Origin of the sequence: Streptomyces sp. HM190, assembly GCF_009857135.1 — a bacterium.
Taxonomy (GTDB): domain Bacteria; phylum Actinomycetota; class Actinomycetes; order Streptomycetales; family Streptomycetaceae; genus Streptomyces; species Streptomyces heilongjiangensis.
The window spans coordinates 256,104-278,444 of the sequence record NZ_CP047318.1 but is presented as its reverse complement, the minus strand read 5'-3'; the positions used below and the strand labels follow the sequence as shown (position 1 = coordinate 278,444).

The window sequence follows — 22,341 nt, the reverse complement described above, 5'->3', positions numbered from 1 at the left end:
CCACCGGCCGCATCCGTCCGTCCGCCCGAGGCCCGGCGCGAGAAGACCGTCCATCCGTCGCATCGTCCAGCGAGAGCGAACGACATGAAGTCGATCACCAAGACGACCACTGGCACGGCCACCACCGGCACGGCCACCACACCCCCCACAGGCGGCCCCGCGCACGGTCCCGCGACCGACGAGGCCACGCACGGCACGGTGGCCCGCGTACCCGCCGGCCTGCCCGACACGCCCGGCTTCCCCGCCGACTCACGCACCGCGTCCGGCGGTTCGGCGCTGCCCGCCCTCGTCGGCAACACGCCCCTCCTGCGCGTGTCCGAACCGCTGACCCCGGCGGGGCGTGGCTTCTGGGCCAAGCTGGAGGGCTTCAACCCCGGCGGCATCAAGGACCGGCCCGGCCTCTACATGGTCGAACGGGCCCGCGCCCGAGGCGAGTTGCTCCCCGGCGCGCGGATCATCGAATCCACCAGTGGCACCCTCGGCCTCGGGCTGGCGCTCGCCGGAATGGTCCACGGCCATCCCGTCACCCTGGTCACCGACCCGGGACTCGAACCGTCCATGACCCGCCTGCTCGGCGTCTACGGCGCAGAGGTCGACATCGTCACCGACTCCCATCCCACGGGCGGCTGGCAGCAGGCACGGCGCGACCGGGTCACCGAACTGCTGCTCCGCCACCCCGGCTCCTGGTGCCCCGACCAGTACAACAACCCCGACAACACCACCGCGTACACCCCGCTCGCCCTCGAACTCGCCACCGCACTCGGGCACATCGACGTCCTCGTGTGCAGCGTCGGCACCGGAGGGCACTCCGCGGGTATCGGCCGGGTGCTGCGCCAGTTGTACCCGGACATCCGGATCGTCGGCGTCGACACCATCGGCTCGACCATCTTCGGCCAGCCCGCCCGCCCCCGGCTGATGCGCGGACTCGGCTCCAGCATCTACCCCCGCAACGTCGCCTACGCCACCTTCGACGAGGTGCACTGGGTCGCCCCGAGCGAGGCGGTGCACACCTGCCGCCGTCTCGCCGCCTCGCACTACGCCACCGGCGGCTGGAGCGTCGGCGCCGTGGCGCTGGTCGCCGGCTGGCTGGCCCGCACCGAGGCCCCCGACACGCGGATCGCGGCGGTCTTCCCCGACGGACCGCAGCGCTACCTCGACACCGTCTACGACGACGCGTACTGCGCCCGGCACGGCCTCCTCGACGGGCCGCCGCCACCGGCCCCCGACGTCATCGGTCGCGCCGACGAGAGGGAGGTCGACCGCTGGACCCGCTGCGCCCACGTCGTCGACCCCCTCACCCTGCCCTCCGCGGTCCGTGAGGAGGCCGCCGAGTGAAGGGCACGCTCGCCCAGGTGCGCTCCCACGACCGCGCCGTCCAGTTGCTGATGGTCAACCAGTTCACCATCAACCTCGGGTTCTACATGCTGATGCCCTATCTGGCCGCCCATCTGTCCGGCTCGCTCGGCCTCGCCGGCTGGGTCGTCGGGCTCGTGCTGGGCGTACGGAACTTCAGCCAGCAGGGCATGTTCGTGGTGGGCGGCACCCTCGCCGACCGCCTCGGCTACAAGCCCCTGATCGTCGCCGGATGCCTACTGCGCACCGTCGGCTTCGCCGCGCTCGGCTTCGTCGACTCGCTGCCCGCGCTGCTGGCCGCTTCGGCGGCCACCGGTCTCGCCGGCGCGCTCTTCAACCCGGCCGTCCGCGCCTACCTCGCGGCGGAGGCGGGGGAGCGCAGGGTCGAGGCGTTCGCCCTGTTCAACGTCTTCTACCAGGCCGGAATCCTGCTCGGCCCGCTCGTCGGCATGGTCCTCACCGGCGTCGACTTCCGCGTCACCTGCCTGACGGCGGCCGGGGTCTTCGCCGTGCTCTCCGTCGTGCAGATCCGGGCCCTGCCGGCGCGCGGCCGGGAGGATGACGGTCGACAGCCCGACGGACACCGGGAGAGCGTGCTCACCCAGTGGCGCGGCATCCTGGCCAACCGGGCCTTCCTGCTGTTCTCCACGGCGATGATCGGCTCGTACGTCCTCACCTTCCAGGTCTATCTGGCCCTGCCCCTGGAGGTACGGCGGATCGGCGGGGACGGTGCGTTCGGCACGGCCGCGGTGGCGGTGCTCTTCGCGGTCTCCGGGCTCAGCACCATCCTCGGGCAGACCCGGGTCACCGCCTGGTGCAGGGCCCGCTACGAGCCGGGCCAGGCCCTGATCCGCGGTCTGGCCGTCATGGGCGTCGCCTTCCTGCCCCTGCTGGTGACCGCCGCTCTGCCGGTGCCAGGGCCCGGCGTCGCCCGGTGGCTCGCGGCAGCCGTCCCGCCCGCGCTGGCCGCGCTGCTCCTCGCCGTCGGCACGATGATCGCGTACCCCTTCGAGATGGACACCATCGTCCGCCTCTCCGGGGACCGGCTCGTCGCCACGCACTACGGTCTCTACAACACGGTCTGCGGGCTCGGCATCACCGTCGGCAACCTCCTCACCGGGGCCGCCCTGGACGCCGCCCAGGAGGCGGGCCTGCCCGCGCTGCCGTGGATCTCGCTGTGCGCGCTCGGCCTCGCCTGCGCGGCCGCCGTGCACGGACTGCACCGCACGGGCCGCCTGGCCGCACCGGCCGCGTCCCGGCCGGTGACGGTCTGACCGGCACCGGCACCGGCACAGTCACCGACGGCTGACGTCAAGGGGCGGGCGCTGCACGGCGCCCGCCCCTTCACCGTCCGCCTCGTGCGACGTCGTCGACCGCACCGCGCCGCCGGACCCGCCTGGCCAGCAGCCCGCCCGCGCAACCCGTCACCAGCCCCCACAGCGCGGCGAACCCCAGCGCCGACCACAGCCGGGGCCGCAGATACAGCTCCCCGCCCAGATCGCCGCCGAGATCGCCGATACCGATGATCGACAGGCCGTAGTGGGCGGAGATCCTGGCGACGAGGCAGATCATCAGCACGGTGAGGACGAGGGCGACCGCCATGTGCACCGCGTGCTGCCACAGCCGCACCCGCGCCGGGGAGCGGGCCGCCATCACGAACGCGGCGGCCAGCAGCAGTACGGCGTCGACCACCACCAGCCACCACACCCGTCCGTCGTACTCGGCCAGGGAGCCGAGATTCAGCTCGGAGACGTCGGGACCGCGCAGCACCTGGTCCAGCAGGTGAGGCATCGGCAGCCCGAAGGGCCCCTCGACCTGCCCGTCCCAGGTGGCGCCCAGCCCGACCGTGAACGTCAGCCACACGACGTTCGGCAGACCCAGCAGCATGACCGCGGCCGTCTCCGCGGCGTGCCCCCGTGTCGCGGCCACCACGATCCCGATGACGACGCCGAGTGCCACGTAGGCCAGCAGCAGCGCCACCATGGCGTACGCCGCCGGACGCACCGACTCCTGGAACCGCAGCAGCCGTGGCGGGAGCGGAGCCGCGCGGGAGACGAGCAGAGCGAGGACGAGGATCCCGGCGAGCCACAGCAGCCCGAACAGGACGGTGGACGCGATGTCCGTCTCGAAGCCCACGTCGGCCGACATGCCGAGGAAGTCCCCCACGTCTCCGAGGGGGATGTCGAACGTCTGCCGCGCGCCGAGCGAGACCCCGATGAGCGCCGCGAGCCACAGCACGGCGATGCGTACGGCCCAGCCCGCGAGCTCGGTCGCCCCCGCCACCGCGCGGTGCCGCAGCGGGCGCAGGAACCCGGCGGCGATCACCAGCGCCCCCGCGAGGGTCACCGACAGCGGGATCACGGTCAGTCCGGCCTGGGTCTCGGCGATGGCCCCGGCGCCGCCGGAGAGCTCGACGGTGCCGCCGACCGCCGTCACGACGGCGGCCGCGACCACCCGCGGGAAGGCGTTGTCCGGCAGGTCCGCCGCACCCGCCGCCCACAGACCGAGCGCGGCCACCACCACCATCACGACCAGCCCGGCGAGGACCGTGCCGAGGGCCTGGAGCCAGCCGTGCCGGGCGGCCTCCCGCTCGGGCGCCGTCCGCGGGGAACGCAGGGTCTGAGGACTCACCCTTGCCACGCTAAGCACGGCGAGGTCACTCCGCGCGCCGGACGGACGGGTGCCGCCCGGCTTGCGGGCGGAGCGGGACCAGGACACACAATGGCCCTGTCGCGTGGCAGAACCGCACCAAGAGTGAGAAAAGCTGCGAAATCCCTACGGTGGGAGACGACCCGTGAGCGCCGACCAACCCTCCTCCGGCCGCCCGACCGGACCCCCCTCCGGCCCCCTGTCCGGGCCGTCGCGGCCCGGCCCGCCGCCCTCCACCGGGCCGACGAGGCCCGGCGACGCCGCCGGTCCCGGAGGCACCGACGGCGGGACCGGCGGTACCGGCGGAGGTCCGGGCTCCGGCGGGACCGGCGGAGGTCCGGGCGACACCGGTGGCGGACCGGGCGGACCGGGTGGTCCCGGTGGTCCGGGCGAGGGCTCCGGCGACTCCGTGCCGGGCCCCGGCTGGCCGGGGCGCCCCTGGTGGCGGTCCGCACCCCGGGTCGCCCTCATCGCCACCGCGGCCGTCGTCGCCGTGGTGCTGGCCGTCGTCCTCACCCGCACCGGCGGGTCCGGCGACAACGGCGGCGGAGAGGTCTTCCTCCAGGCGGCCGGGAAGTCCGGCCCCGACCCGTTCACCAGGTCGACGGCGGTCGACAGCTCCGTCCCGCAGAGCCCCTCCGCCTCACCGACCCCGTCGGAGCCCGCCAACGTCACCCGCGCCGTGGACGGTTCGGCCCCCGGCCTCTACGGCGGCACCCGCAACACCGCCAGCTGCGACGTCGAGAAGCAGATCAGGTACCTTCAGGCGGTGCCCGCCAAGAACGAGGCGTTCGCGGACGTCGTCGGCGTCAGGGCGTCCGGCGTGCCCGGCTATCTGCGCGCGCTCACCCCGGTGCAGCTGCGCATGGACACCCGGGTCACCAACCACGGCTACCGCGACGGCGCCGCCACCGCCTACCAGGCCGTCCTCCAGGCCGGCACCGCCGTCCTCGTCGACGACCGGGGCGTGCCCCGCGTGCGCTGCGCCTGCGGCAACCCGCTGCGCCCGCCGGTCGCGCTGAAGTCCACCCCCCAGCCCAAGGGCGACGCGTGGCCGTCGTACCGGCCGCAGAACGTCGTGGTCGTCGAGCGCTCGACCGTGGTCGTCGACGTCTTCGTCCTGTACGACCCCGCCCGCGACGACTGGTTCAGCCGCCGGGCCGGCGACACCGGTGGCCAGGACAGGAAGACCACCCCGCCGGTCGACCGGCCGTCCCCGTCGGTCTCGACCCCGTCCTCCGAGACACCCCCCACCAAGTCGCCGGAACCGTGCCCGTCCACCTCGAAGGGCGGCGCACGGGACGGGACCGGCAGCCCCTGCCCGTCGTCGTCCCCGGCGAACCCGTCCTCGTCGAACCCGCCGGCACCGGAGAGCTCGACCTCCGCGCCCCCGCAGCCCCAGCCGCAGGCCCCCGAGACGAGCGGCACCCCACAAAACGGCGGTACGACGAGCGAGTCCGCGCCCCTCTCCAGCGCGCCCGCGTCGAACGGCACCTGACCGGAACGGGCCTCCCGCGGCCGTGCGGGAGGCCCACCGGGGGCTGCGGGGCCCCTCCGGCTCACTCGTCGATCGCGGCCATGCCCGGCACCCCGGCGTACGCCGACGGAGCGGCGACGATCGCGGCGCCGGAGACGAGAAGGAATGTCGCCGCCGCGAGAGCGGCGGAACGGTTCTTGCGCATGTACGGCTCCCAAGAGAAAGAGACGGCCGGGCAGCGCGGGGGTGTCCGGAAAAGGGCCCGTTCCTCGTCCGGCGTCCTGTTTGACGGCCCGTGGGGCGCGAGGGTCGTACGGCACCGACGGACGCGTCCGGGACGGGGCGTGGAGGGCCGGGCGTCCGCGCGTCGTGACCCCGTCCGGGTGGGGGACCGGAATTTCCCTGAGGGCGGAACTCCGCGGCCCTCCCGTCCCGTTCAGGACTCCTAGTGCCGCGACAGGCAACGTTCGCCCCGTCGCGACGCCCGGCACGCACTCTCGCCGCACCGGGCACAGGCCCGAGTACATCCAGCACGAGGACGTGCGCCCGGCATGCCGAGAGCACGCACCAAACGCCGCTCCTCGACGGGTAACCGTTGCCTGCTGCGGCACTAGGCTGGACGGGTGAGCCAACCAGCGTCGAACGAAGCCCGCGTCATCCCGCTGCGCCCGGCGACCGCCCGCACGGCCCGCCCGCCCCTGCAGCAGCAGCCCCGCCCGGCACCCGGCCCCGCCACGGGACCGGGCCCCGCCCCCGCCGCCCCGCCCGTGCGGGAACCCCTCTGGCGGGACCTCGTCGGCGACGTGCTCCGGCGTGAGCGGCTCGCCCAGGAACGCACCCTGAAGGACGTGGCCGACGCGGCACGGATCTCCATGCCGTACCTCTCCGAGGTGGAGCGCGGCCGCAAGGAGGCGTCCTCCGAGGTCCTCGCGGCCGCCGCCCGGGCCCTCGGGCTGAACCTCGGCGACCTGCTGGCCCTGGCCGGGGACGAACTGACCCGCCGTACGACCACGTCCCTGACGCGCCGGACGCCCCCGTCGGTGTCGGGCCGCCGCACCGTCCCGTCCGCGGCGCGCCGCGCGACCACCCCCGGCACCCCGCACAACGGCCTCTGCCTGGTGGCCTGAACGGCGTACCCCTGCCGTCCCGCGCCCCCGGTGTTCCCCGGGGGCGCGGGACGGCACGGCGACGGGCCCGTCAGCCCCTCACACCTCCCGTCGACGCAGCACGTCGTCGGCCAGCCCGTACGCCACCGCCTCCGCCGCGGTGAACACCTTGTCGCGGTCCATGTCGGCCCGCAGGACCGCCACGTCGTGGTGGGTGTGCCGGCCCAGCACCTCCTCGACCTGGGCCCGGATCCGCGCCATCTCCTTGGCCTGCAGGGCGAGGTCCGACACCGTCCCGCGGCTGCCCCCGCTGGCCGGCTGTCCCAGCAGCACGCGTGCGTGTTCCAGCACGTACCGCCGCCCCGGGTCCCCGCCCGCGAGCAGCACCGCCGCCGTGGACGCCGCCTGCCCCACGCAGACCGTCGAGATCGGCGCCCGCACGAACGACATCGTGTCGTAGATCGCCATCAGCGAAGTGAACGATCCGCCCGGCGAGTTGATGTAGATCGCGATCTCGCTGTCCGGCGCCGACGACTCCAGGTGCAGCAGCTGCGCGATGACGACGTTCGCCACCCCGTCGTCGATCTCCGTGCCGAGGAAGATGATCCGCTCGGACAGCAGTCGGCTGTACACGTCGTAGGACCGCTCGCCCTGCGGGGTCCGCTCCACCACGTTCGGAATCGTGTACGTTCCCATCACTGCAGTCCCATCCGTCGGCGGGACGTGGCCGGGCGGACGTCGTCGAGCGACTCGACGACCCGGTCGACCATCCCGTACTCCCTGGCCTGCTCGGCGGTGAACCAGCGGTCCCGGTCGCCGTCCCTGGCGATCGTCTCCGGGGCCTGGCCGGTGTGCTCGGCGGTGATCCGCTCGACGGCCCGCTTGGTGAACTCCAGGTTCTCCGCCTGGATCGCGATGTCGGCGGCGGTGCCGCCGATGCCCGCCGACGGCTGGTGCATCATGATCCTCGCGTTGGGCAGCGCGTACCGCTTGCCCCGCGCGCCCACGGTCAGCAGGAACTGGCCCATGCTCGCCGCGAAGCCCATGACGAGGGTCGACACGTCGTTCGGGATCAGCCGCATCGTGTCGTAGATGGCGAGCCCCGCCGTCACCGAACCGCCGGGGCTGTTGATGTACAGGCTGATGTCGGTGCGCGGGTCCTCCGCCGACAACAGCAGCAACTGCGCGCAGACCCGGTTGGCGGAGACCTCGTCTACCTGGGTGCCGAGGAACACGATCCGCTGCCCGAGCAGTTGTGCGGCGAGATGGTCGTCGAAGCGGGAGGTCGGAGTGTCGCCCTCCTCGGCGCGCGGGGCGAGCGACCGGTCCCGGCCGGTGATCAGGGGAGTCATGCATCCTCCAGGTCAGTGACGCGGCCACCGTGGCCGCCTGCCTCCACACTTCCCGGAGATCGCCTCCCACCTGGACTTTCTCTGCCCGCGGCAGATTCGCCGACAGCAGAGCCGCACCGGTTTCGCAGCGGTCCGCGTGATGCGTGAGCCCTTTGCGTGACGCCTGTCCGGGCCGCCGATGAGTTTCCGCGTCGGGACCGGTCCACACAGACGACATCCCATCCCGCCCGAGGAGGCGCACATGTCCAGTGACGGATTCACCACCTGCCTGTGGTTCGACGGCCAGGCCGAGGAAGCGGCCGCCCACTACGTCTCGATCTTCAAGAACTCCCGGCTGGGCCGGGTCACCCACTACCCCGAGGGCGGCCCGGGCCCGGCCGGCACCGTCCTCACCGTGGAGTTCGAGGCCAACGGCCAGCGGTTCGTCGCCCTCAACGGCGGCCCGCAGTTCACGTTCACCGAGGCCATCTCCTTCCAGGTCTTCTGCGCGGACCAGGACGAGGTGGACCACTACTGGAGCAGGCTGACCGAGGGCGGCGGCGAGCCGGGCCCCTGCGGGTGGCTCAAGGACAGGTTCGGCGTGTCCTGGCAGGTCGTCCCCACCCGGCTCATGGAGATGATCAGCGACCCCGACCCACAGCGGGTGTCGCGGGCGAACGCGGCGATGATGTCGATGGGCAAGCTGGACATCGCCGCCCTGGAGAAGGCGTACGCGGGCGAGTAGCGACCGGCGCCAGGCGCTCGCACCCTGGTGGGCGCTTCCCCCGAAAGGGCGCCCACCCAGGCACGCACCGCATCTTCGCCGTTTCTTCACCTGTTTCGGGTGGCGGTGGTCAAGTGGCCGGATGACGCTTTCCCGTGCACCACCCGTCACCGGAGGAACCGTGAACGTCTCCCTCAGCACCTGGCTGCTCACCGTCGTGGCCCTGTGCGTGCTGGTCGCAGTGGACTTCTTCGTCGGCCGCAAACCCCACGACGTGTCGATCAAGGAAGCCGGCATCTGGTCGGGCGTCTGGGTCGCCCTCGCCGTCGCGTTCGGCCTCGGTCTGCTGGCCTTCGGCGGAGGGAAACCCGCAGGGGAGTTCTTCGCGGGGTTCATCACCGAGAAGTCGCTGAGCGTCGACAACCTCTTCGTCTTCGTGCTGATCATGGCGAAGTTCGCGGTGCCCTCGCAGTACCAGCAGCGCGTCCTGATGATCGGCGTCCTCATGGCGCTGGTGCTGCGCGCCGTGTTCATCGCGGCCGGTGCGGCGATCATCTCCAGCTTCTCGTGGGTCTTCTACCTCTTCGGCGCCTTCCTCGTCTGGACCGCCTGGAAGCTCGTCCAGGACGCCCGCAAGGACAGCCAGGACGAGGAGTACGAGGAGAACAAGCTGCTCAAGGCCGTCGAGAAACGTTTCGGCGTGGCCGATCGCTACCACGGCACCAAGCTGTGGATCGAGCAGAACGGCAAGCGCGTCATGACGCCGATGCTGGTCGTCATGCTGGCGATCGGCTCCACCGACGTCCTCTTCGCCCTCGACTCGATCCCCGCGATCTACGGCCTCACCCAGGAGCCGTACATCGTCTTCACGGCCAACGCGTTCGCGCTGATGGGCCTGAGGCAGCTGTACTTCCTCATCGGTGGCCTGCTGAGGAAGCTGGTCCACCTCTCCTACGGCCTGTCGCTCATCCTCGGCTTCATCGGCGTCAAGCTGGTCCTGCACGCGCTGCACGAGTCCGGCGTCCACGTCCTCGAGATCTCCATCCCCTTCTCGCTCGGGTTCATCGTCCTGGTCCTCGGCGTGACGACCGCGACGAGCCTGTGGGCCACGCGCTACCAGCGGCAGGACCCCCCCTCCGACGAGCGCCCGGACCCGGAGGCCGAACCCGCCTCGCAGCGGGTCTGAACAGCGGACCCGGCCGGGCGTCGCGGGGCCGGCGGGCCGGAGTGTGACGACAGCCCTCAGGGGCGCGCTCCGGCGAGGGTCCGGCCACGAGGGCGCCCGGCCCGGCCGGACGCCCCCGCGCGCTCAGCTCACGGCGTCATGCCGCCCGAGCACGCGGCACCCGGCTCCGGCGTCTGCTCGCCCTGGACGTACTTGTCGAGGAACTTCCGCACCCGCGAGTCGGACGCCTCGTCCACCTTCAGCTGGTGCCCCCAGGCGCTCAGCACGATCGGCGACGACTGGTCCTCGTACGGGCTCATGAAGGTGTACGAGGTCTTCTTCACGAGGTCGGACAGCGACTCGACGTCCGCCTTCGCCGCCTTGTCGTTGTACGTCACCCACACCGCGCCGTGCTCCAGCCCGTGCACCGCGTTCTCGTTCGGCACGGCCTTGGTGTACACCTGCTTGTCGCAGTTCACCCACACCTGGTTGTGGTCACCGCCCACCGGCGGGCTCATCTTGTAGTCCACGGTCCCGGTGACGTGGTTCTGGGTGAGCTTCGACCAGCTCTTCACGCCCTCGACCGGCGCGGCCTTCGCCTCCTCCTTGTCCTGTGCGGCGTCCATCAGGAACCAGCCGCCGCCGACGAGTCCGGCGAGGATCACGGTGGTGACGCCGATCGTGAGCAGACGCATCCGCCGCTCACGGGCCTGCTCGGCCTTGCGTATCTCCTCGACGCGGGCGCGCCGCGCGGCCTCCCTGCTCTTCCCGCTCTCCTTGTTGCCCTTGGGGTTCTTGCCGGCCTTCGCCTTGGATGTAGCCACGGGATGTCCCTCTCCCCGCCGTGCCCTCCTCGGGCAGGCGGTGCTGCGAGTCGTCTTCGGTGTCTCGGGTGCGCGGCGGCGGCCTAGACCCGGAGCAACTGCAGAACGTGGAGATCGGGCGGGCGGGCCCGGCCGGGGGCGCGGCCCGGGCCGAGCGCCGACACGGCGGGCACGGCGCCGGGCTGCCAGGGCACGGTGCTGTGGTCGGCGCCCGGCAGCGGCGCGTGGCCGAGAACGGCCTGCGGGTCGGACGCGTGGCAGTCGTGTCCTGGGCCCTCCTCGCACGGGTCGTGGTCCGCGTGCTGGTTCCGCGCCGCCACGACGGACGCCTCCGCCGCCGTGGTGGTGAACACCGGGCCCGTGAACGGGGGACCGGTCCTCCGCGAGCCCTCGCCGGGAGGCGGGCTCACGCAGGAGAGCACGAACGCCGCCAGGGCCAACGAGACGACGACCACGGCGTGCGTCCAGCCGCGGGCGCACGGCATCGCCGTACGTCGGAACGGTCGGCCGGACATGGGGCGCACCTGATGAGTCGAGTGGACAGGAGTGCGAGCATCGCCGAAATTATCAGAAGACCCACAGCCGTGGCTCCGCCCCGGTCCTCTCACTCCACTGCGGGGTGCTTTCCTCCTCTTTGCCCTGTTCGGCGCGCGATCGGAGCGGCCCCTGGCTAGCGTGAGATCCGCGGATACCACCTGTCGAACCGAGGAGAGTGGCAGCCATGGCCGCACGTCCCGACGGAGTCCCCTGCTGGGCCGACGCGATGTTCAGCGACATCGAGGGGGCCAAGAGTTTCTACGGCGACGTACTGGGCTGGACGTTCGGCGAGTCGTCCTCCGAGTACGGCAACTACACCCAGGCGTACGCGGGCGGCAAGGCGGTGGCCGCGGTCGTCCCGCCGATGCCCGGCCAGGAGGGCCAGTCCGCCTGGTGCCTGTACTTCGCCACCTCCGACGTGCACGCCACCGGCGCCAGGATCCGCGAACACGGCGGCGAACTGCTGATGGACCCGATGCAGGTCGGCGACTTCGGCTCCATGCTCCTCGCCCGCTCCCCGGAGGGCGTCGTCTTCGGCGTCTGGCAGGCGGGCCTCCACGAGGGCTTCGAGGCGACGGGCGTGCCCGGCGCCTACGCCTGGGCGGAGATCTTCACCCGCGACGTGGAGAAGTCCGACGCCTTCTTCCCCGCGGTCTTCGGCTACCGGGCCCGGCAGATGGAGACCCCCGACGAACCCGGCATGGACTTCCGGGTCTTCGACCTGGGGGAGGAGTCGCTGATCGGCCGGATGAAGATGACCGACGACTTCCCGCCCGAGGTCCCGCCGTACATCAACGTCTACTTCGCCGTCGCCGACTGCGACGACGCGGTCGCCAAGGCCACCAAGCTGGGCGGCGTCCTCCGCTTCGGCCCGATGGACACGCCCTACGGCCGTTTCGCGGCGCTCAGCGATCCGCAGGGCGCCTCGTTCTCGGTGATCGACGTCACCAGCACCCGGGGCGAGACGCCGAAGCTGCATCCCGTGGACTGAGCGCACCGCCACCGCGCCGCACGGCGGGGGCGGGGAGCCGGGCCCGTGGACGGTACCGCACCCCCGCGCATGGCATGATCGACGCCATGCCGGAACGTGTTGTGGCCGCCTGTGACGGAGCGTCCAAGGGAAACCCCGGACCAGCGGGCTGGGCCTGGGTGGTGGCCGAGGACGACGAGATCCCCTCCCGATGGGAGGCCGGCCCGCTGGGCATGGCCACCAACAACATCGCCGAACTCACGGCGCTGGAGCGGCTGTTGGCCGCCACCGACCCGGACGTCCCGATCGAGATCCGGATGGACTCCCAGTACGCGATGAAGGCGGTCACCACCTGGCTGCCCGGCTGGAAGCGCAACGGCTGGCGAACGGCGGCGGGCAAGCCGGTGGCCAACCAGGAACTGGTCGTCCGGATCGACGAACTGCTCGCCGGCCGCACGGTCGAGTTCCGCTACGTCCCCGCCCACCAGGTCGACGGCGACCGTCTCAACGACTTCGCCGACCGTGCGGCGAGCCAGGCGGCGACCGTCCAGGAGCCCGCGGGCAGCGAACTGGGCTCCCCGGAGCCCCCGGCCGCGCCCGACGCCGTCCCCACCCGCCGGGCCCCGGCGCGGAAGAGGCCCGGCAAGGCGGGCGGCAGGGCGGGGACGTCCGCGTCCTCGTCCCGCACGATCAAGGCGAAGTTCCCCGGCCGTTGCGTGTGCGGCCGCTCCTACGCGGCGGGCGAGTCCATCGCCAAGAACGACCAGGGCTGGGGCCACCCCGAGTGCCGTACGCCGGAGCGGACCGACGCCGGTTAGCCGACCGTGTCGAACGTGTAGTGCGGGGTGTGGTCGAGCAGCGCGGCAGGCGTCGTGTCGTTCCACGGCTTCATGGTCTCGTCGAGATCCACCACGTTCGGGGTGCCGGCCGCCGGCAGGTACGTCGAGCCCGGGTGGCGGCGCTGCCACTGCGCCCACAGCTTGTCGATGTAGGCGTGGTGCAGCCAGAAGACCGGGTCGTTGGGGGAGACCCCGGTGCCCATCTGGCCGCCCACCCAGACGTGCACGCGGTTGTGGAGGTTGACGCCCCGCCAGCCCTCCAGATGGTTGCGGAACCCGTCCGACGCGCTGTTCCAGGGCGCCATGTCGTACGTCGGCATCGCGAGGACGGACTCCACCTCGGCCCGTGTCGGCAGATGCCGCACCGCACCGCCGAGGGCGCGACGCAGATAGGTGCGGCCGTCGACGCGCACGTTGATCGGCCAGTTCCCGGTGGACGCGGCGAACGGCCCGTCCATCACCTGCCCGTCACGGCTGCGTCCGGTGCCGCCGAGGAAGTCCGGCGCCCAGAGCGAGGAGCGGGCCGTCCGGTCGGTCGTCCAGTCCCAGTAGGGCAGGGCGACGGTGGGGTCCACGGACTGCAGGGCCCGTTCGAACTCCAGCAGGAATCTGCGGTGCCAGGGCAGGAAGGACGGCGAACGGTGGCCCGTCCGCTCGCCGTTGTCGGTGTCGCCGAGGATGAACGCGTTGTGCGTCGTGACGAAGGCGTCGTAGCGGCCGGAGCGCTTCAGCTCGATGAAGGCGGCGACGAGGCGTCGCTTCTCGTCGGCGGTCAGGGCGGCCTGGTTCTTGCGCAGGGTCATGGGTGTGCGGCTCCTCGTGGTGCTGGCGGTGCTGGCGGTGCTGGTGTTGCTCGTGGTGGTGCGGGAGCGGTCAGCCGAAGGGGACGAGGCTGGCGCCCTGGAGTTCCTCGACCGCGGCGCGCGCGGCGGCGCGCGGGGTCGGCACGGGGGAGTAGTGGCTGACGACGCTGATCCAGCTGCCGTCGGCGTTCCGCATCACGTGCAGCTCGACCCCGTCGACGAGAACGGCGTAGCCGGCGCCGTGGTGGCCGCCCGCGGTGGCTCTGCCCTGTATACGGCGCCCCCGGTAGACCTCGTCGAAGGACTCGGGCCCGCCATGGTGGTGGTCGTGATCGTCGGCGACCGCGGCCGGGGCGGCTGCGCCGGCCGTCACGGCCACCGCGACGGCGGCACCGGCTCCGGTTCCGAGGACGTGGCGACGGGTGATGTCAGGCATGCGGAGACCTCCTGGGAAGGGGGAGTGCGGTGACCCGTCATGCCTATCGACCGAGTCGATCACCGGGGAAATCCCAGGAGGGGGGTTGGCCGCGATCAGGACAATCAAGCAAATGCCGTACAAGCTTGAACGAAGATGATCTTGTTGTGACTGCTCCCCCGATGGGTGCGGAGGGGGATATTCCGCCCGGCGGGGCGGTCGTCGCCGATGATCTTGCGGCGGCGGTGTGATCGTCGTGGCCGGGGTCACGTACACAAAGTGACGCGAATCCGGACCGTGCCCCCGCGCTGCTACTCTTCGTGGTCAATTGATCGCTTTACGCAGCGAAATGGGAGTGTGCGTGAAGATCGCATGCGTCGGCGGCGGACCCGCAGGCCTGTACTTCTCGATCCTGATGAAGCGTCAGGACCCGTCCCACGACATCACCGTCCACGAACGGAACCCCGCCGGATCCACCTACGGCTGGGGTGTGACCTACTGGTCCGAGCTACTGGAGAAGCTCCGCGAAGGAGACCCCGAGACGGCCCACGCCATCAGCCAGAACTCCGTCAGCTGGACCAGTGGCGTGGCGCACGTCCGCGACCGCACGACGGTCCAGCCCGGCGACGAGGGCTTCGGTATCGGCCGGCACCGGCTGCTCGAACTGCTCGCCGAACGCGCCCGGTCCCTCGGGGTGCGCGTCGAGTACGAGTGCGAGGTCACCGCCGACGCATTGCCCGACGCCGACCTCGTGGTGGCGGGCGACGGCGTGCACAGCGCGGTGCGCGAGCGGTACGCCGACCGGTTCGGCAGCGACATCACCCTCGGCCGCAACGCCTACATCTGGCTCGGCACCACCAAGGTCTTCGACTCGTTCACGTTCTCGTTCCAGGAGACCGACCACGGCTGGATCTGGGCCTACGGCTACCCCTTCAGCGGCGAGCAGAGCACCTGCGTCATCGAGTGCTCCCCCCGGACCCTCGCCGGCCTCGGCCTGGACGGCATGGGGGAGGCGGACGGTCTGGCCCGGCTGGAGAAGATCTTCGCCGACATCCTCGACGGCCACCCGCTGATCGGCCGGGAGAAGGGCGACGGCGCCGCCCAGTGGCTCACCTTCCGCACCCTGACCAACCGCACCTGGCGCCACGGCGACATCGTGCTGCTCGGCGACGCCGCCCACACCACCCACTACTCCATCGGCGCCGGCACCACCCTCGCCCTGGAGGACGCCATCTGCCTGGCGCGGGAGCTCGGGGCGCAACCGGACAAGCAGGCCGCGCTGGCCGCGTACGAACGCCGGCGCAAGGCCGACCTCCTCCGCCTCCAGAGCGCGGCCCGCTACAGCGCCCAGTGGTACGAGAACCTCCCGCGCTACATCCACCTCCCCCCGGAGCAGATGTTCGCGCTGCTCGGCCAGCGGCACTCCCCGTTGCTGCCGTACGTGCCGCCGCAGCTCTACTACCGCCTCGACCGCGCCGCCGGCCGACTGGAGGCACTGCGCCGACTCAAGCGCTGGCTGGGCCCGAAGCTGGCCCGCACCTCCCAGTCCCGCGCGCTCGCGCCCCGCAAAGAGGCCGCCCGCCAGGGGGCCCCGCATCAGGGGGCGTGATCCTCATGCGACCCTGACCGGTCCGTCGCGCGGACCCCTGCCCGTGTGCCCCCGGGCGTGCCTGTCACGGCCGCGCCCGGGGCCCGCCGGACCGGGAGGCGGCGGTCGCCCGGATCCGACGGCGGGGTGGTGTCCGCCACGCCCCGCTCCCTACCGCACACCCCCCGGCCGGAACTGGACGCTGATGCGCGGTCCCACCGCCCGGGTCGACTTGGGGATCGCGTGGTCCCAGGTGCGCTGGCAGGAGCCGCCCATCACGATCAGGTCGCCGTGACCCAGCGGGAACCGCAGGGTCCGCCCACCGCCGTGCGGTCGCAGGGCCAGATCGCGGGGGTCGCCCACGGACAGGATGGCCACCATCGTGTCCTCGCGGGCGCCCCGCCCGATCCGGTCGCCGTGCCAGGCCACGCTGTCGCGACCGTCGCGGTAGTAGCACAGCCCCGCCGTGGCGAACGGCTCGCCCAGCTCCTCGGCGTAGTGCGCGGAGAGCGCGTCCCGGGCCTGCCGGAGGACGGGGTGCGGCAGCGGGTCGTCGGCGCCGTAGAAGGCGAGCAGCCGGGGTACGTCGACGACCTGCTCGTACATCTGCCGCCGCTCGGCCCGCCAGGGCACCTCCTCGGCGAGCCGCGGGAACAGCGCGTCGGCGCCGGTGAGCCAGCCGGGCAGCAGATCGACCCAGGCCCCGGCACCCAGCTCGCGTCGGCCCAGCCCGTCGAGGGGGCCGAGGCGGAGGTCGTCGGACTGGTCGAAGAGGGAGCCCTGGAGGTGCGTGGCCATGGCACCAGCCTACCCCTCACAATAGAAAGTCTGTTCGATCACGGGTGTGCCGCGACCGGACGACCCGGCTCCGGGGGCCCCGGCTCGGGGTGGCCCGGCCCCTCCTCGCCGCCGGTCAGTGCTGCTGGGCCTGCGCCGTCACCTCGCTCGGCCGCACGACCACGAACCCCTCGCCCTCCAGCTTCAGCTGCACCGCCTCCCCGGAGCCGCCGCGGATCATCGAGCCGAACGACTGGGACCGGTGCAGCGACGTGTGCAGGTGGGCCGTCCAGCCGACCACCGCGTCCGTGTCGACGAACACCGGGAGCTGCGGCGAGACCGGGATGACGAGCGGGGTGCCGTCGCAGACGAGCCCGAGCTTGCCCTGGCCGGTGAACACGCTGTTGAACAGACCGCCACCGGTCATGCCGGCACCCTTCACGGTCTTGATCTCGTACGACAGCGTGGCGTCGAAACACAGCACGTTGCGTCCGTTGACGGTGAACACGTCGCCCGGCTCGACGTCGACGATGAAGCAGTTCTGCGCCTCGTGCGCGAACCAGGCCTCACCCTGGCCCCGGACCGCCATCAGCGGCAGGCCCTCCCCGGTGACCGCGCGCTTGAGCATGCCGCCCACGCCCTGGCCCTTGCGTTCGAACTGCAGGTTCCCCCGGAAGGCGATCATCGCGCCCTGCCGCGCGAACATCTCACCGTTGACGGCGTACTTGATGGACTTGGCGTTCTGCACACTCATCCCCGGCGCGTACGCCGGCTGGACCAGGTGCTCGTTGGAGAAAAGATCGCTCTTCATACCGGCATGCTGGCCCGGAGCCCCGGGTTCCGCCAAGCGACGTGCGGAGCAGGGGGTTTGAGGCGCCTGGCACCGTCCGCGGCGGAATGGTACAAGCGGGCATGACCAACATGAACGTCGGCGTCGACATCCCCGACCGGCGGGGCCGCACCGGACTCGACCGCACGGGCCTCGGCCTCACCGGCAACCCGCGGGTCAGGGTGCGGGACGTGAAACTGCTGTCCTGCCACTGGTACGTGGAGCGCACCACCACCTTCGACTTCCAGCACGCCGACGGCACCTGGAGCACCCAGGAGCGCGAGACGCACGACCGGGGCAACGGCGCCACCGTCCTGCTCTACGACACCGCACGTGAAACCGTCCTCCTCACCCGCCAGTTCCGCTATCCCGTGTACGTCAACGGCCACACCGACGGCATGCTCGTCGAGACGCCGGGCGGTCTGCTCGACGACGAGGACGAGCACCCCGAGGTCGCCGTGCGGCGTGAGGTAGTCGAGGAGACGGGCCACACGATCGGCGACATCCAGCACGTCTTCGACGTCTACATGAGCCCCGGCTCCGTCACCGAGCGGATCAGCTTCTTCGCCGCCCCGTACAGCCCCTCGACCCGCACCCACGAAGGCGGCGGCCTGGACGAGGAGGGCGAGGACATCGAACTCGTCGAACTGCCCTTCCGGCGCGCCCTGGAGATGATCCGCAGCGGGGAGATCGCCGACGCCAAGACCATCATGCTGCTGCAATGGGCCGCGCTGGAGGGCCCGTTCAAGCCGTGATCTTCCGACGCCGCGGCCGTCAGGTGCCCTCCAGCGCCTCGGCGGCCTCGGCGGCGACCGCCTCGGCCACCGCGGTCAGCGCCGGGGAGTCCAGCTTCCACTGCTGCCAGAACAGTGGGGCGTCCATGGCCCGCTCCGGAGCCAGACCGACCAGCCGTCCCGCCGCGAGCAGCGGCTCCGCCTGGGTGGCGGGCACCATGCCCCAGCCCATGCCGCCGACCACCGCGTCGACGAAACCCTCCGACGTCGGCACGTAGTGCCGTCGGGCCGAGGCCGGGCGGCCCCCGGTCAGCCGCCGTACGAAGGCGTCCTGGAACTCGTCCCGCCGGTCGAAGAACACCACCGGCGCGTCGACGATCACCTCCTCCAGCGGCACCTCCGGTCCGACGCCGAACCACCGCCGGGCGAAGGCCGGAGCCGCGACCGGCAGATACCGCATCCGTCCGAGGGGACGCACGGAGCAGCTGGCCACGGCGTCCGGTGCCGAGGTGACCGCGGCCATCACCAGCCCCTCGCGCAGCAGCCGGGCCGTGTGCTGCTCGTCCTCGCGCAGCAGCTCGTAACAGGGCCGCAGCTCCTCCGGCACCCGGGTCAGCGCGGGCAGGAACCAGGTGGCCAGCGAGTCCGCGTTCACCGCGATCGACACCCGGGTCGCCTCCCCTGCGCCCGTCATGCCGAGCGCGGCGTGCGCGTCGTGCTCCAGACGGGACAACTGGCGCGCGAACCGCACGATCACCTCGCCCGACTCGGTGGGCCGCACCGGCTTCTCCCGGATCAGCAGAACCCGGCCCACCCGCTGCTCCAGGGCCTTGACCCGCTGGCTGACGGCCGACGGCGTCACATGCAGCGCGCCGGCCGCGGCGTCGAACGTGCCCTCGTCCACCACGGCCAGCAGGGTCCGGACGAGATCAAGGGGAAGCTGGGACATCACGAGAGCTCATGATACGTAAGAATCTTTAGCTGTACGAAAGGTGGCCTGGTTCCTTAGCGTCGACCTTGTGATCAGCCAAGTGACCGCCCTCAGCGCCGGATTCGGCACCGGCCTCTCCCTCATCGTCGCCATCGGCGCCCAGAACGCCTTCGTCCTGCGCCAAGGGCTGCACCGGGCGGCCGTGCTCCCGGTCGTGGCGATCTGCGCCCTGTCCGACGCGGCGCTGATCGCGCTCGGCGTCGCCGGGGCCGGCGCCGTGGTCGTCGCCTGGCCGGCCGTCCTCACCGCGGTCGCCCTCATCGGCGGCGGCTTCCTCGTCGTCTACGGCATCCTGGCCGCGCGGCGCGCGCTCCGGCCCGCAGGCGACGCGCTGCGGGCCGGGAGCGGAACGGCCGGCTCGGTGCGCCGGGCCGTCCTCACCTGCCTGGCGCTGACCTGGCTGAACCCCCACGTCTACCTCGACACCGTCTTCCTGGTCGGCTCCATCGCCGCCGACCGCGGCCCCCTGCGCTGGACCTTCGGCATCGGCGCGGCGCTGGCGAGCCTGTGCTGGTTCGCCGCCCTCGGCTTCGGCGCCCGGCTGCTCAGCCGCTTCCTGGCCCGCCCCGAGGCGTGGCGCGCGCTCGACGGTCTGGTCGCCGTCACCATGCTCTTCCTCGGCGGCATGCTGATCGTCGGGGCGTGATCGGGGGAGCGGCGCCCGGTCGGCAGCAGCGGCAGCGGGGGGCGTGGCGGCGCCGACAGTATGTGAGACGGCGGTGAAACCGACTGTCCCGGCGGTGGTGATCTCCGCGATAGTGGTGCCCGATCGAAAGATGTAACGAGCAACGGGATGTGCGTGGACACCACCAGGAGCATCGACGACGACACCGCCCCGGAGAGCGACCCGGGGACCGTGCCCCGCCGCGGCTGGCGCCGCTTCGCGATGGACACCCGCCCGCTGCGCCGCCCGGCCTACCGGCGTCTGTGGTCCTCCACCATCGTCACGGCGGTCGGCAGCCAGCTGACCGCCGTCGCCGTGCCCAAGCAGATCTACGACCTCACCGGCTCCTCGGCGTGGGTCGGCTACGCGAGCCTCGCCGGACTCCTGCCCATGGTGCTCTTCGCGCTGTGGGGAGGAGCCGTCGCCGACAGCGTGGACCGCCGCACCCTGCTCCTGGTCACCAACACCGGGATCGCCGTCACGTCCGTGCTGTTCTGGGTCCAGGCCGTCACCGGCCTCGGGTCGGTGTGGGTGCTGATGGTGCTGCTCGCCGTCCAGCAGGCGTTCTTCGGCCTCAACTCACCCGCCCGCAACGCCTCCATCGCCCGGCTCGTCCCCGCCGGTGAACTGGCCGCCGCGGCCGCGCTCGGCTCGACCGTGATGCAACTCGGCCTGGTGGCGGGCCCGTTGCTGGCCGGCGCCCTCATCCCGGTGATCGGCCTGGCCGAGCTGTACCTGATCGACGCCCTCGCCCTGTGCGTCACCCTGTGGGCGGTCCACAAGCTGCCCGCCCTGCCGCCCCTGGACTCCGCCACGACACGGCGCGCCGGCTGGCGGGAGGTCGCCGCCGGGTTCCGCTACATCGCCCTGCACAAGGTGCTGCTGCTGTCCTTCCTCGCCGACATCATCGCGATGGTCCTCGGCATGCCCCGCGCCCTGTTCCCGCAGCTCGCCGACACCACGTTCGCCCCCTACGGCGAAGGTCTGGCCCTCGGCCTGCTGTTCGCCGCCATCCCGATCGGGGCCGTCCTCGGCGGGCTGGCCTCCGGCACCTTCTCCCGTTCCTCCCGGCACGGCCTGATGGTCCTCCTCGCCGTCCTGGCCTGGGGCGCGGCCATCACCGGGTTCGGGCTGAGCACCAGCCTGTGGGTCGCCGTGGCGTTCCTCGTCGCCGCCGGTGTCGCGGACATGGTCTCCATGGTGTTCCGCGGCGCCATCCTGCTGTCCGCCGCCACCGACGAGATGCGCGGCCGCATGCAGGGCGTCTTCACCGTGGTCGTCGCCGGCGGCCCCCGCCTCGCCGACGTCCTGCACGGCACCGCCGGTTCGGCCTTCGGCGCCCGCACGGCCGTGGCGGGCGGCGGGCTGCTGGTCATCGCCGCCGTCCTGCTCCTCGCGACGGTCACGCCGGCCCTGCGGCGTTACCGGATACCGGGGGAGGAACGCCCTTGATCCTGCGTACGCTGCCGACCAGGCGCACACCCCACAGTCAGGAGTACGGACGATGGAGTACGTGAAGCTCGGTTCGACGGGTCTGGACGTGTCCCGGATCTGCGTGGGATGCATGAGTTTCGGGCTGCCCGAGCGCGGCACGCACCCGTGGACGCTGGACGAGGCGGAGTCACGCCCGCTGATCCGCCGGGCGCTGGACGCCGGGCTCAACTTCTTCGACACGGCGAACGTCTACTCCGACGGCACCAGCGAGGAGATCGTCGGCAGCGCCCTCGCCGAGTTCGCGCGGCGCGACGAGATCGTGATCGCCACCAAGGTCAACGGCGCCATGCACCAGGGTCCCAACGCCCTCGGCCTGTCCCGCAAGGCGATCATGACGGAGATCGACAACAGCCTGCGCCGCCTCGGCACCGACTACGTGGACCTCTACCAGATCCACCGCTTCGACCCGCACACCCCGGTCGAGGAGACGATGGAGGCCCTGCACGACGTGGTGAAGGCGGGCAAGGCCCGCTACATCGGCGCGAGTTCGATGTACGCGTGGCAGTTCTCGAAGATGCAGTACACGGCCCGTACGAACGGCTGGACGCGGTTCGTGTCCATGCAGAACCACTACAACCTCCTCTACCGGGAGGAGGAGCGGGAGATGCTGCCGCTGTGCGCGGACCAGAGCGTGGCCACGCTGCCCTGGAGCCCGCTCGCCCGCGGCCGTCTCACCCGCGACTGGGGCACCGTCACCGCACGCACCGGGACCGACGGCTTCGGCAGCACCCTCTACCAGGACGGCGACCGCGAGATCGTCGACGCGGTCACCCGGATCGCCGGCGAGCGCGGCGTCCCCCGTGCCCGGATCGCCCTCGCCTGGCTGCTGGGCCGGCCCACCGTCACCGCCCCGATCGTCGGCGCCACCAAGCCCCACCACCTCGACGACGCGGTGGCCGCCCTCGACATCACCCTCACCGAGAAGGAGATCGATGAGCTGGAGCGGCCCTACACGCCCCGCGCGATCAGCGGGCACTGAGCCCCGTCCACCCCTGGGCCAGACGCCGGGTGAGGGCGTCCGCGCGCCGGACCGGCCGCCAACGGTGCCCGGCCGCCAACCCGGTCGGGCGG

General features: G+C 72.1%; 24 protein-coding genes. 13 read left to right on the top strand and 11 right to left on the bottom strand.

Annotated elements, in window-relative coordinates:
- The first annotated feature begins 84 nt into the window (after positions 1 to 84).
- Together GSY65_RS01080 and GSY65_RS01075 are read left to right on the top strand one after the other, a co-directional pair.
- On the top strand, positions 85 to 1,335 hold the full coding sequence (locus GSY65_RS01080) for a PLP-dependent cysteine synthase family protein (protein WP_159765401.1): 1,251 nt from the start codon (positions 85 to 87) through the stop codon (positions 1,333 to 1,335).
- Positions 1,332 to 2,627 carry an MFS transporter gene (locus GSY65_RS01075; RefSeq protein ID WP_159765399.1) on the top strand — a complete coding sequence of 432 codons (1,296 nt, stop codon included), beginning with the start codon at positions 1,332 to 1,334 and terminating at the stop codon, positions 2,625 to 2,627. Before GSY65_RS01080 ends, GSY65_RS01075 begins: the two co-directional genes overlap by 4 nt.
- A 70-nt stretch (positions 2,628 to 2,697) precedes the next feature.
- Here the strand turns inward: GSY65_RS01075 and GSY65_RS01070 are convergent, their stop codons facing one another.
- Positions 2,698 to 3,984, bottom strand: a complete 1,287-nt coding sequence (locus GSY65_RS01070) for a streptophobe family protein (RefSeq protein ID WP_159765397.1) — start codon at positions 3,982 to 3,984, stop codon at positions 2,698 to 2,700.
- Positions 3,985 to 4,147: 163 nt separating this feature from the next.
- On the opposite strand from GSY65_RS01070, the gene GSY65_RS01065 reads away from it, so the two are divergent.
- On the top strand, positions 4,148 to 5,500 hold the full coding sequence (locus GSY65_RS01065) for a DUF6777 domain-containing protein (RefSeq protein WP_201452425.1): 1,353 nt from the start codon (positions 4,148 to 4,150) through the stop codon (positions 5,498 to 5,500).
- Between the two features lie 61 nt (positions 5,501 to 5,561).
- On the opposite strand, the gene GSY65_RS34235 is transcribed toward GSY65_RS01065, so the two are convergent.
- Complete coding sequence (locus GSY65_RS34235; protein ID WP_268978178.1) at positions 5,562 to 5,684, bottom strand: hypothetical protein; 123 nt, start codon at positions 5,682 to 5,684, stop codon at positions 5,562 to 5,564.
- 418 nt (positions 5,685 to 6,102) lie between these two features.
- On the opposite strand from GSY65_RS34235, the gene GSY65_RS01060 reads away from it, so the two are divergent.
- A complete protein-coding gene (locus tag GSY65_RS01060; protein ID WP_159765395.1) occupies positions 6,103 to 6,606 on the top strand; it encodes a helix-turn-helix domain-containing protein in 504 nt (167 codons plus the stop codon).
- A 78-nt stretch (positions 6,607 to 6,684) separates the two neighbouring features.
- Here the strand turns inward: GSY65_RS01060 and GSY65_RS01055 are convergent, their stop codons facing one another.
- Together GSY65_RS01055 and GSY65_RS01050 are read right to left on the bottom strand one after the other, a co-directional pair.
- Positions 6,685 to 7,281 (bottom strand): ClpP family protease, encoded by a 597-nt coding sequence (locus GSY65_RS01055; protein ID WP_159765393.1) that lies wholly within the window; start codon positions 7,279 to 7,281, stop codon positions 6,685 to 6,687.
- Positions 7,281 to 7,937, bottom strand: coding sequence for a ClpP family protease (locus tag GSY65_RS01050; RefSeq protein ID WP_159765390.1), 657 nt, complete (start codon positions 7,935 to 7,937; stop codon positions 7,281 to 7,283). Before GSY65_RS01050 ends, GSY65_RS01055 begins: the two co-directional genes overlap by 1 nt.
- Before the next feature lie 241 nt (positions 7,938 to 8,178).
- Between GSY65_RS01050 and GSY65_RS01045 the strand changes: the two genes are divergently transcribed.
- Positions 8,179 to 8,661, top strand: coding sequence for a VOC family protein (locus GSY65_RS01045; protein ID WP_159765388.1), 483 nt, complete (start codon positions 8,179 to 8,181; stop codon positions 8,659 to 8,661).
- Positions 8,662 to 8,821: 160 nt separating this feature from the next.
- Complete coding sequence (locus GSY65_RS01040; RefSeq protein WP_159765386.1) at positions 8,822 to 9,826, top strand: TerC family protein; 1,005 nt, start codon at positions 8,822 to 8,824, stop codon at positions 9,824 to 9,826.
- Between the two features lie 128 nt (positions 9,827 to 9,954).
- Here the strand turns inward: GSY65_RS01040 and GSY65_RS01035 are convergent, their stop codons facing one another.
- Entirely contained in the window at positions 9,955 to 10,629 is a 675-nt protein-coding gene (locus GSY65_RS01035) for a DUF3105 domain-containing protein (RefSeq protein WP_159765384.1), read from the bottom strand.
- 83 nt (positions 10,630 to 10,712) lie between these two features.
- Entirely contained in the window at positions 10,713 to 11,144 is a 432-nt protein-coding gene (locus tag GSY65_RS01030) for a hypothetical protein (RefSeq protein ID WP_159765382.1), read from the bottom strand.
- Positions 11,145 to 11,350: 206 nt separating this feature from the next.
- Here GSY65_RS01030 and GSY65_RS01025 point away from each other — a divergent pair, with 206 nt between their 5' ends.
- Both GSY65_RS01025 and GSY65_RS01020 read left to right on the top strand, forming a co-directional pair.
- Complete coding sequence (locus tag GSY65_RS01025) at positions 11,351 to 12,157, top strand: VOC family protein (RefSeq protein WP_159765380.1); 807 nt, start codon at positions 11,351 to 11,353, stop codon at positions 12,155 to 12,157.
- Positions 12,158 to 12,231: 74 nt separating this feature from the next.
- A complete protein-coding gene (locus GSY65_RS01020) occupies positions 12,232 to 12,954 on the top strand; it encodes a ribonuclease H family protein (RefSeq protein WP_159765378.1) in 723 nt (240 codons plus the stop codon).
- Here the strand turns inward: GSY65_RS01020 and melC2 are convergent.
- Positions 12,951 to 13,778, bottom strand: coding sequence for a tyrosinase MelC2 (melC2, locus tag GSY65_RS01015; protein WP_159765376.1), 828 nt, complete (start codon positions 13,776 to 13,778; stop codon positions 12,951 to 12,953). The genes GSY65_RS01020 and melC2 overlap by 4 nt on opposite strands.
- A gap of 70 nt (positions 13,779 to 13,848) precedes the next feature.
- Entirely contained in the window at positions 13,849 to 14,214 is a 366-nt protein-coding gene (gene melC1 / locus GSY65_RS01010) for an apotyrosinase chaperone MelC1 (RefSeq protein WP_159765374.1), read from the bottom strand.
- A 340-nt stretch (positions 14,215 to 14,554) separates the two neighbouring features.
- Between melC1 and GSY65_RS01005 the strand changes: the two genes are divergently transcribed.
- Positions 14,555 to 15,802 (top strand): FAD-dependent monooxygenase, encoded by a 1,248-nt coding sequence (locus GSY65_RS01005; RefSeq protein ID WP_201452424.1) that lies wholly within the window; start codon positions 14,555 to 14,557, stop codon positions 15,800 to 15,802.
- Between the two features lie 150 nt (positions 15,803 to 15,952).
- Here the strand turns inward: GSY65_RS01005 and GSY65_RS01000 are convergent, their stop codons facing one another.
- Together GSY65_RS01000 and GSY65_RS00995 are read right to left on the bottom strand one after the other, a co-directional pair.
- Entirely contained in the window at positions 15,953 to 16,579 is a 627-nt protein-coding gene (locus GSY65_RS01000; RefSeq protein ID WP_159765370.1) for an alpha-ketoglutarate-dependent dioxygenase AlkB, read from the bottom strand.
- 115 nt (positions 16,580 to 16,694) lie between these two features.
- Entirely contained in the window at positions 16,695 to 17,369 is a 675-nt protein-coding gene (locus tag GSY65_RS00995; protein WP_159765368.1) for an AIM24 family protein, read from the bottom strand.
- 110 nt (positions 17,370 to 17,479) lie between these two features.
- On the opposite strand from GSY65_RS00995, the gene GSY65_RS00990 reads away from it, so the two are divergent.
- Positions 17,480 to 18,142, top strand: a complete 663-nt coding sequence (locus tag GSY65_RS00990; RefSeq protein ID WP_159775495.1) for an NUDIX domain-containing protein — start codon at positions 17,480 to 17,482, stop codon at positions 18,140 to 18,142.
- A 19-nt stretch (positions 18,143 to 18,161) separates the two neighbouring features.
- On the opposite strand, the gene GSY65_RS00985 is transcribed toward GSY65_RS00990, so the two are convergent.
- On the bottom strand, positions 18,162 to 19,073 hold the full coding sequence (locus GSY65_RS00985; RefSeq protein ID WP_159765366.1) for a LysR family transcriptional regulator ArgP: 912 nt from the start codon (positions 19,071 to 19,073) through the stop codon (positions 18,162 to 18,164).
- Between the two features lie 67 nt (positions 19,074 to 19,140).
- On the opposite strand from GSY65_RS00985, the gene GSY65_RS00980 reads away from it, so the two are divergent.
- The 3 genes from GSY65_RS00980 (at position 19,141) to GSY65_RS00970 (ending at position 22,249) form a co-directional block, all read left to right on the top strand.
- Positions 19,141 to 19,758 carry a LysE/ArgO family amino acid transporter gene (locus tag GSY65_RS00980; RefSeq protein ID WP_159765364.1) on the top strand — a complete coding sequence of 206 codons (618 nt, stop codon included), beginning with the start codon at positions 19,141 to 19,143 and terminating at the stop codon, positions 19,756 to 19,758.
- 147 nt (positions 19,759 to 19,905) lie between these two features.
- The gene (locus GSY65_RS00975) at positions 19,906 to 21,228 is read left to right on the top strand and encodes an MFS transporter (RefSeq protein ID WP_443043188.1); all 1,323 of its coding nucleotides are present in this window, start codon (positions 19,906 to 19,908) and stop codon (positions 21,226 to 21,228) included.
- Positions 21,229 to 21,280: 52 nt separating this feature from the next.
- Positions 21,281 to 22,249, top strand: coding sequence for an aldo/keto reductase (locus tag GSY65_RS00970; protein ID WP_159765360.1), 969 nt, complete (start codon positions 21,281 to 21,283; stop codon positions 22,247 to 22,249).
- Positions 22,250 to 22,341 lie beyond the last annotated feature (92 nt).

Excerpts from the sequence above, each read along its gene's own strand:
- GSY65_RS01080 (WP_159765401.1), top strand. The coding sequence starts at position 85 with ATGAAGTCGATCACCAAGACGACCACTGGCACGGCCACCACCGGCACG.
- GSY65_RS01050 (WP_159765390.1), bottom strand. The coding sequence starts at position 7,937 with ATGACTCCCCTGATCACCGGCCGGGACCGGTCGCTCGCCCCGCGCGCC.
- GSY65_RS01055 (WP_159765393.1), bottom strand. The coding sequence starts at position 7,281 with ATGGGAACGTACACGATTCCGAACGTGGTGGAGCGGACCCCGCAGGGC.
- GSY65_RS00970 (WP_159765360.1), top strand. The coding sequence starts at position 21,281 with ATGGAGTACGTGAAGCTCGGTTCGACGGGTCTGGACGTGTCCCGGATC.
- GSY65_RS34235 (WP_268978178.1), bottom strand. The coding sequence starts at position 5,684 with ATGCGCAAGAACCGTTCCGCCGCTCTCGCGGCGGCGACATTCCTTCTC.
- GSY65_RS01030 (WP_159765382.1), bottom strand. The coding sequence starts at position 11,144 with ATGTCCGGCCGACCGTTCCGACGTACGGCGATGCCGTGCGCCCGCGGC.
- GSY65_RS01020 (WP_159765378.1), top strand. The coding sequence starts at position 12,232 with ATGATCGACGCCATGCCGGAACGTGTTGTGGCCGCCTGTGACGGAGCG.
- melC2 (WP_159765376.1), bottom strand. The coding sequence starts at position 13,778 with ATGACCCTGCGCAAGAACCAGGCCGCCCTGACCGCCGACGAGAAGCGA.
- GSY65_RS00990 (WP_159775495.1), top strand. The coding sequence starts at position 17,480 with ATGAACGTCGGCGTCGACATCCCCGACCGGCGGGGCCGCACCGGACTC.
- GSY65_RS01045 (WP_159765388.1), top strand. The coding sequence starts at position 8,179 with ATGTCCAGTGACGGATTCACCACCTGCCTGTGGTTCGACGGCCAGGCC.
- GSY65_RS00975 (WP_443043188.1), top strand. The coding sequence starts at position 19,906 with ATGTGCGTGGACACCACCAGGAGCATCGACGACGACACCGCCCCGGAG.
- GSY65_RS01025 (WP_159765380.1), top strand. The coding sequence starts at position 11,351 with ATGGCCGCACGTCCCGACGGAGTCCCCTGCTGGGCCGACGCGATGTTC.
- melC1 (WP_159765374.1), bottom strand. The coding sequence starts at position 14,214 with ATGCCTGACATCACCCGTCGCCACGTCCTCGGAACCGGAGCCGGTGCC.
- GSY65_RS01000 (WP_159765370.1), bottom strand. The coding sequence starts at position 16,579 with ATGGCCACGCACCTCCAGGGCTCCCTCTTCGACCAGTCCGACGACCTC.
- GSY65_RS00995 (WP_159765368.1), bottom strand. The coding sequence starts at position 17,369 with ATGAAGAGCGATCTTTTCTCCAACGAGCACCTGGTCCAGCCGGCGTAC.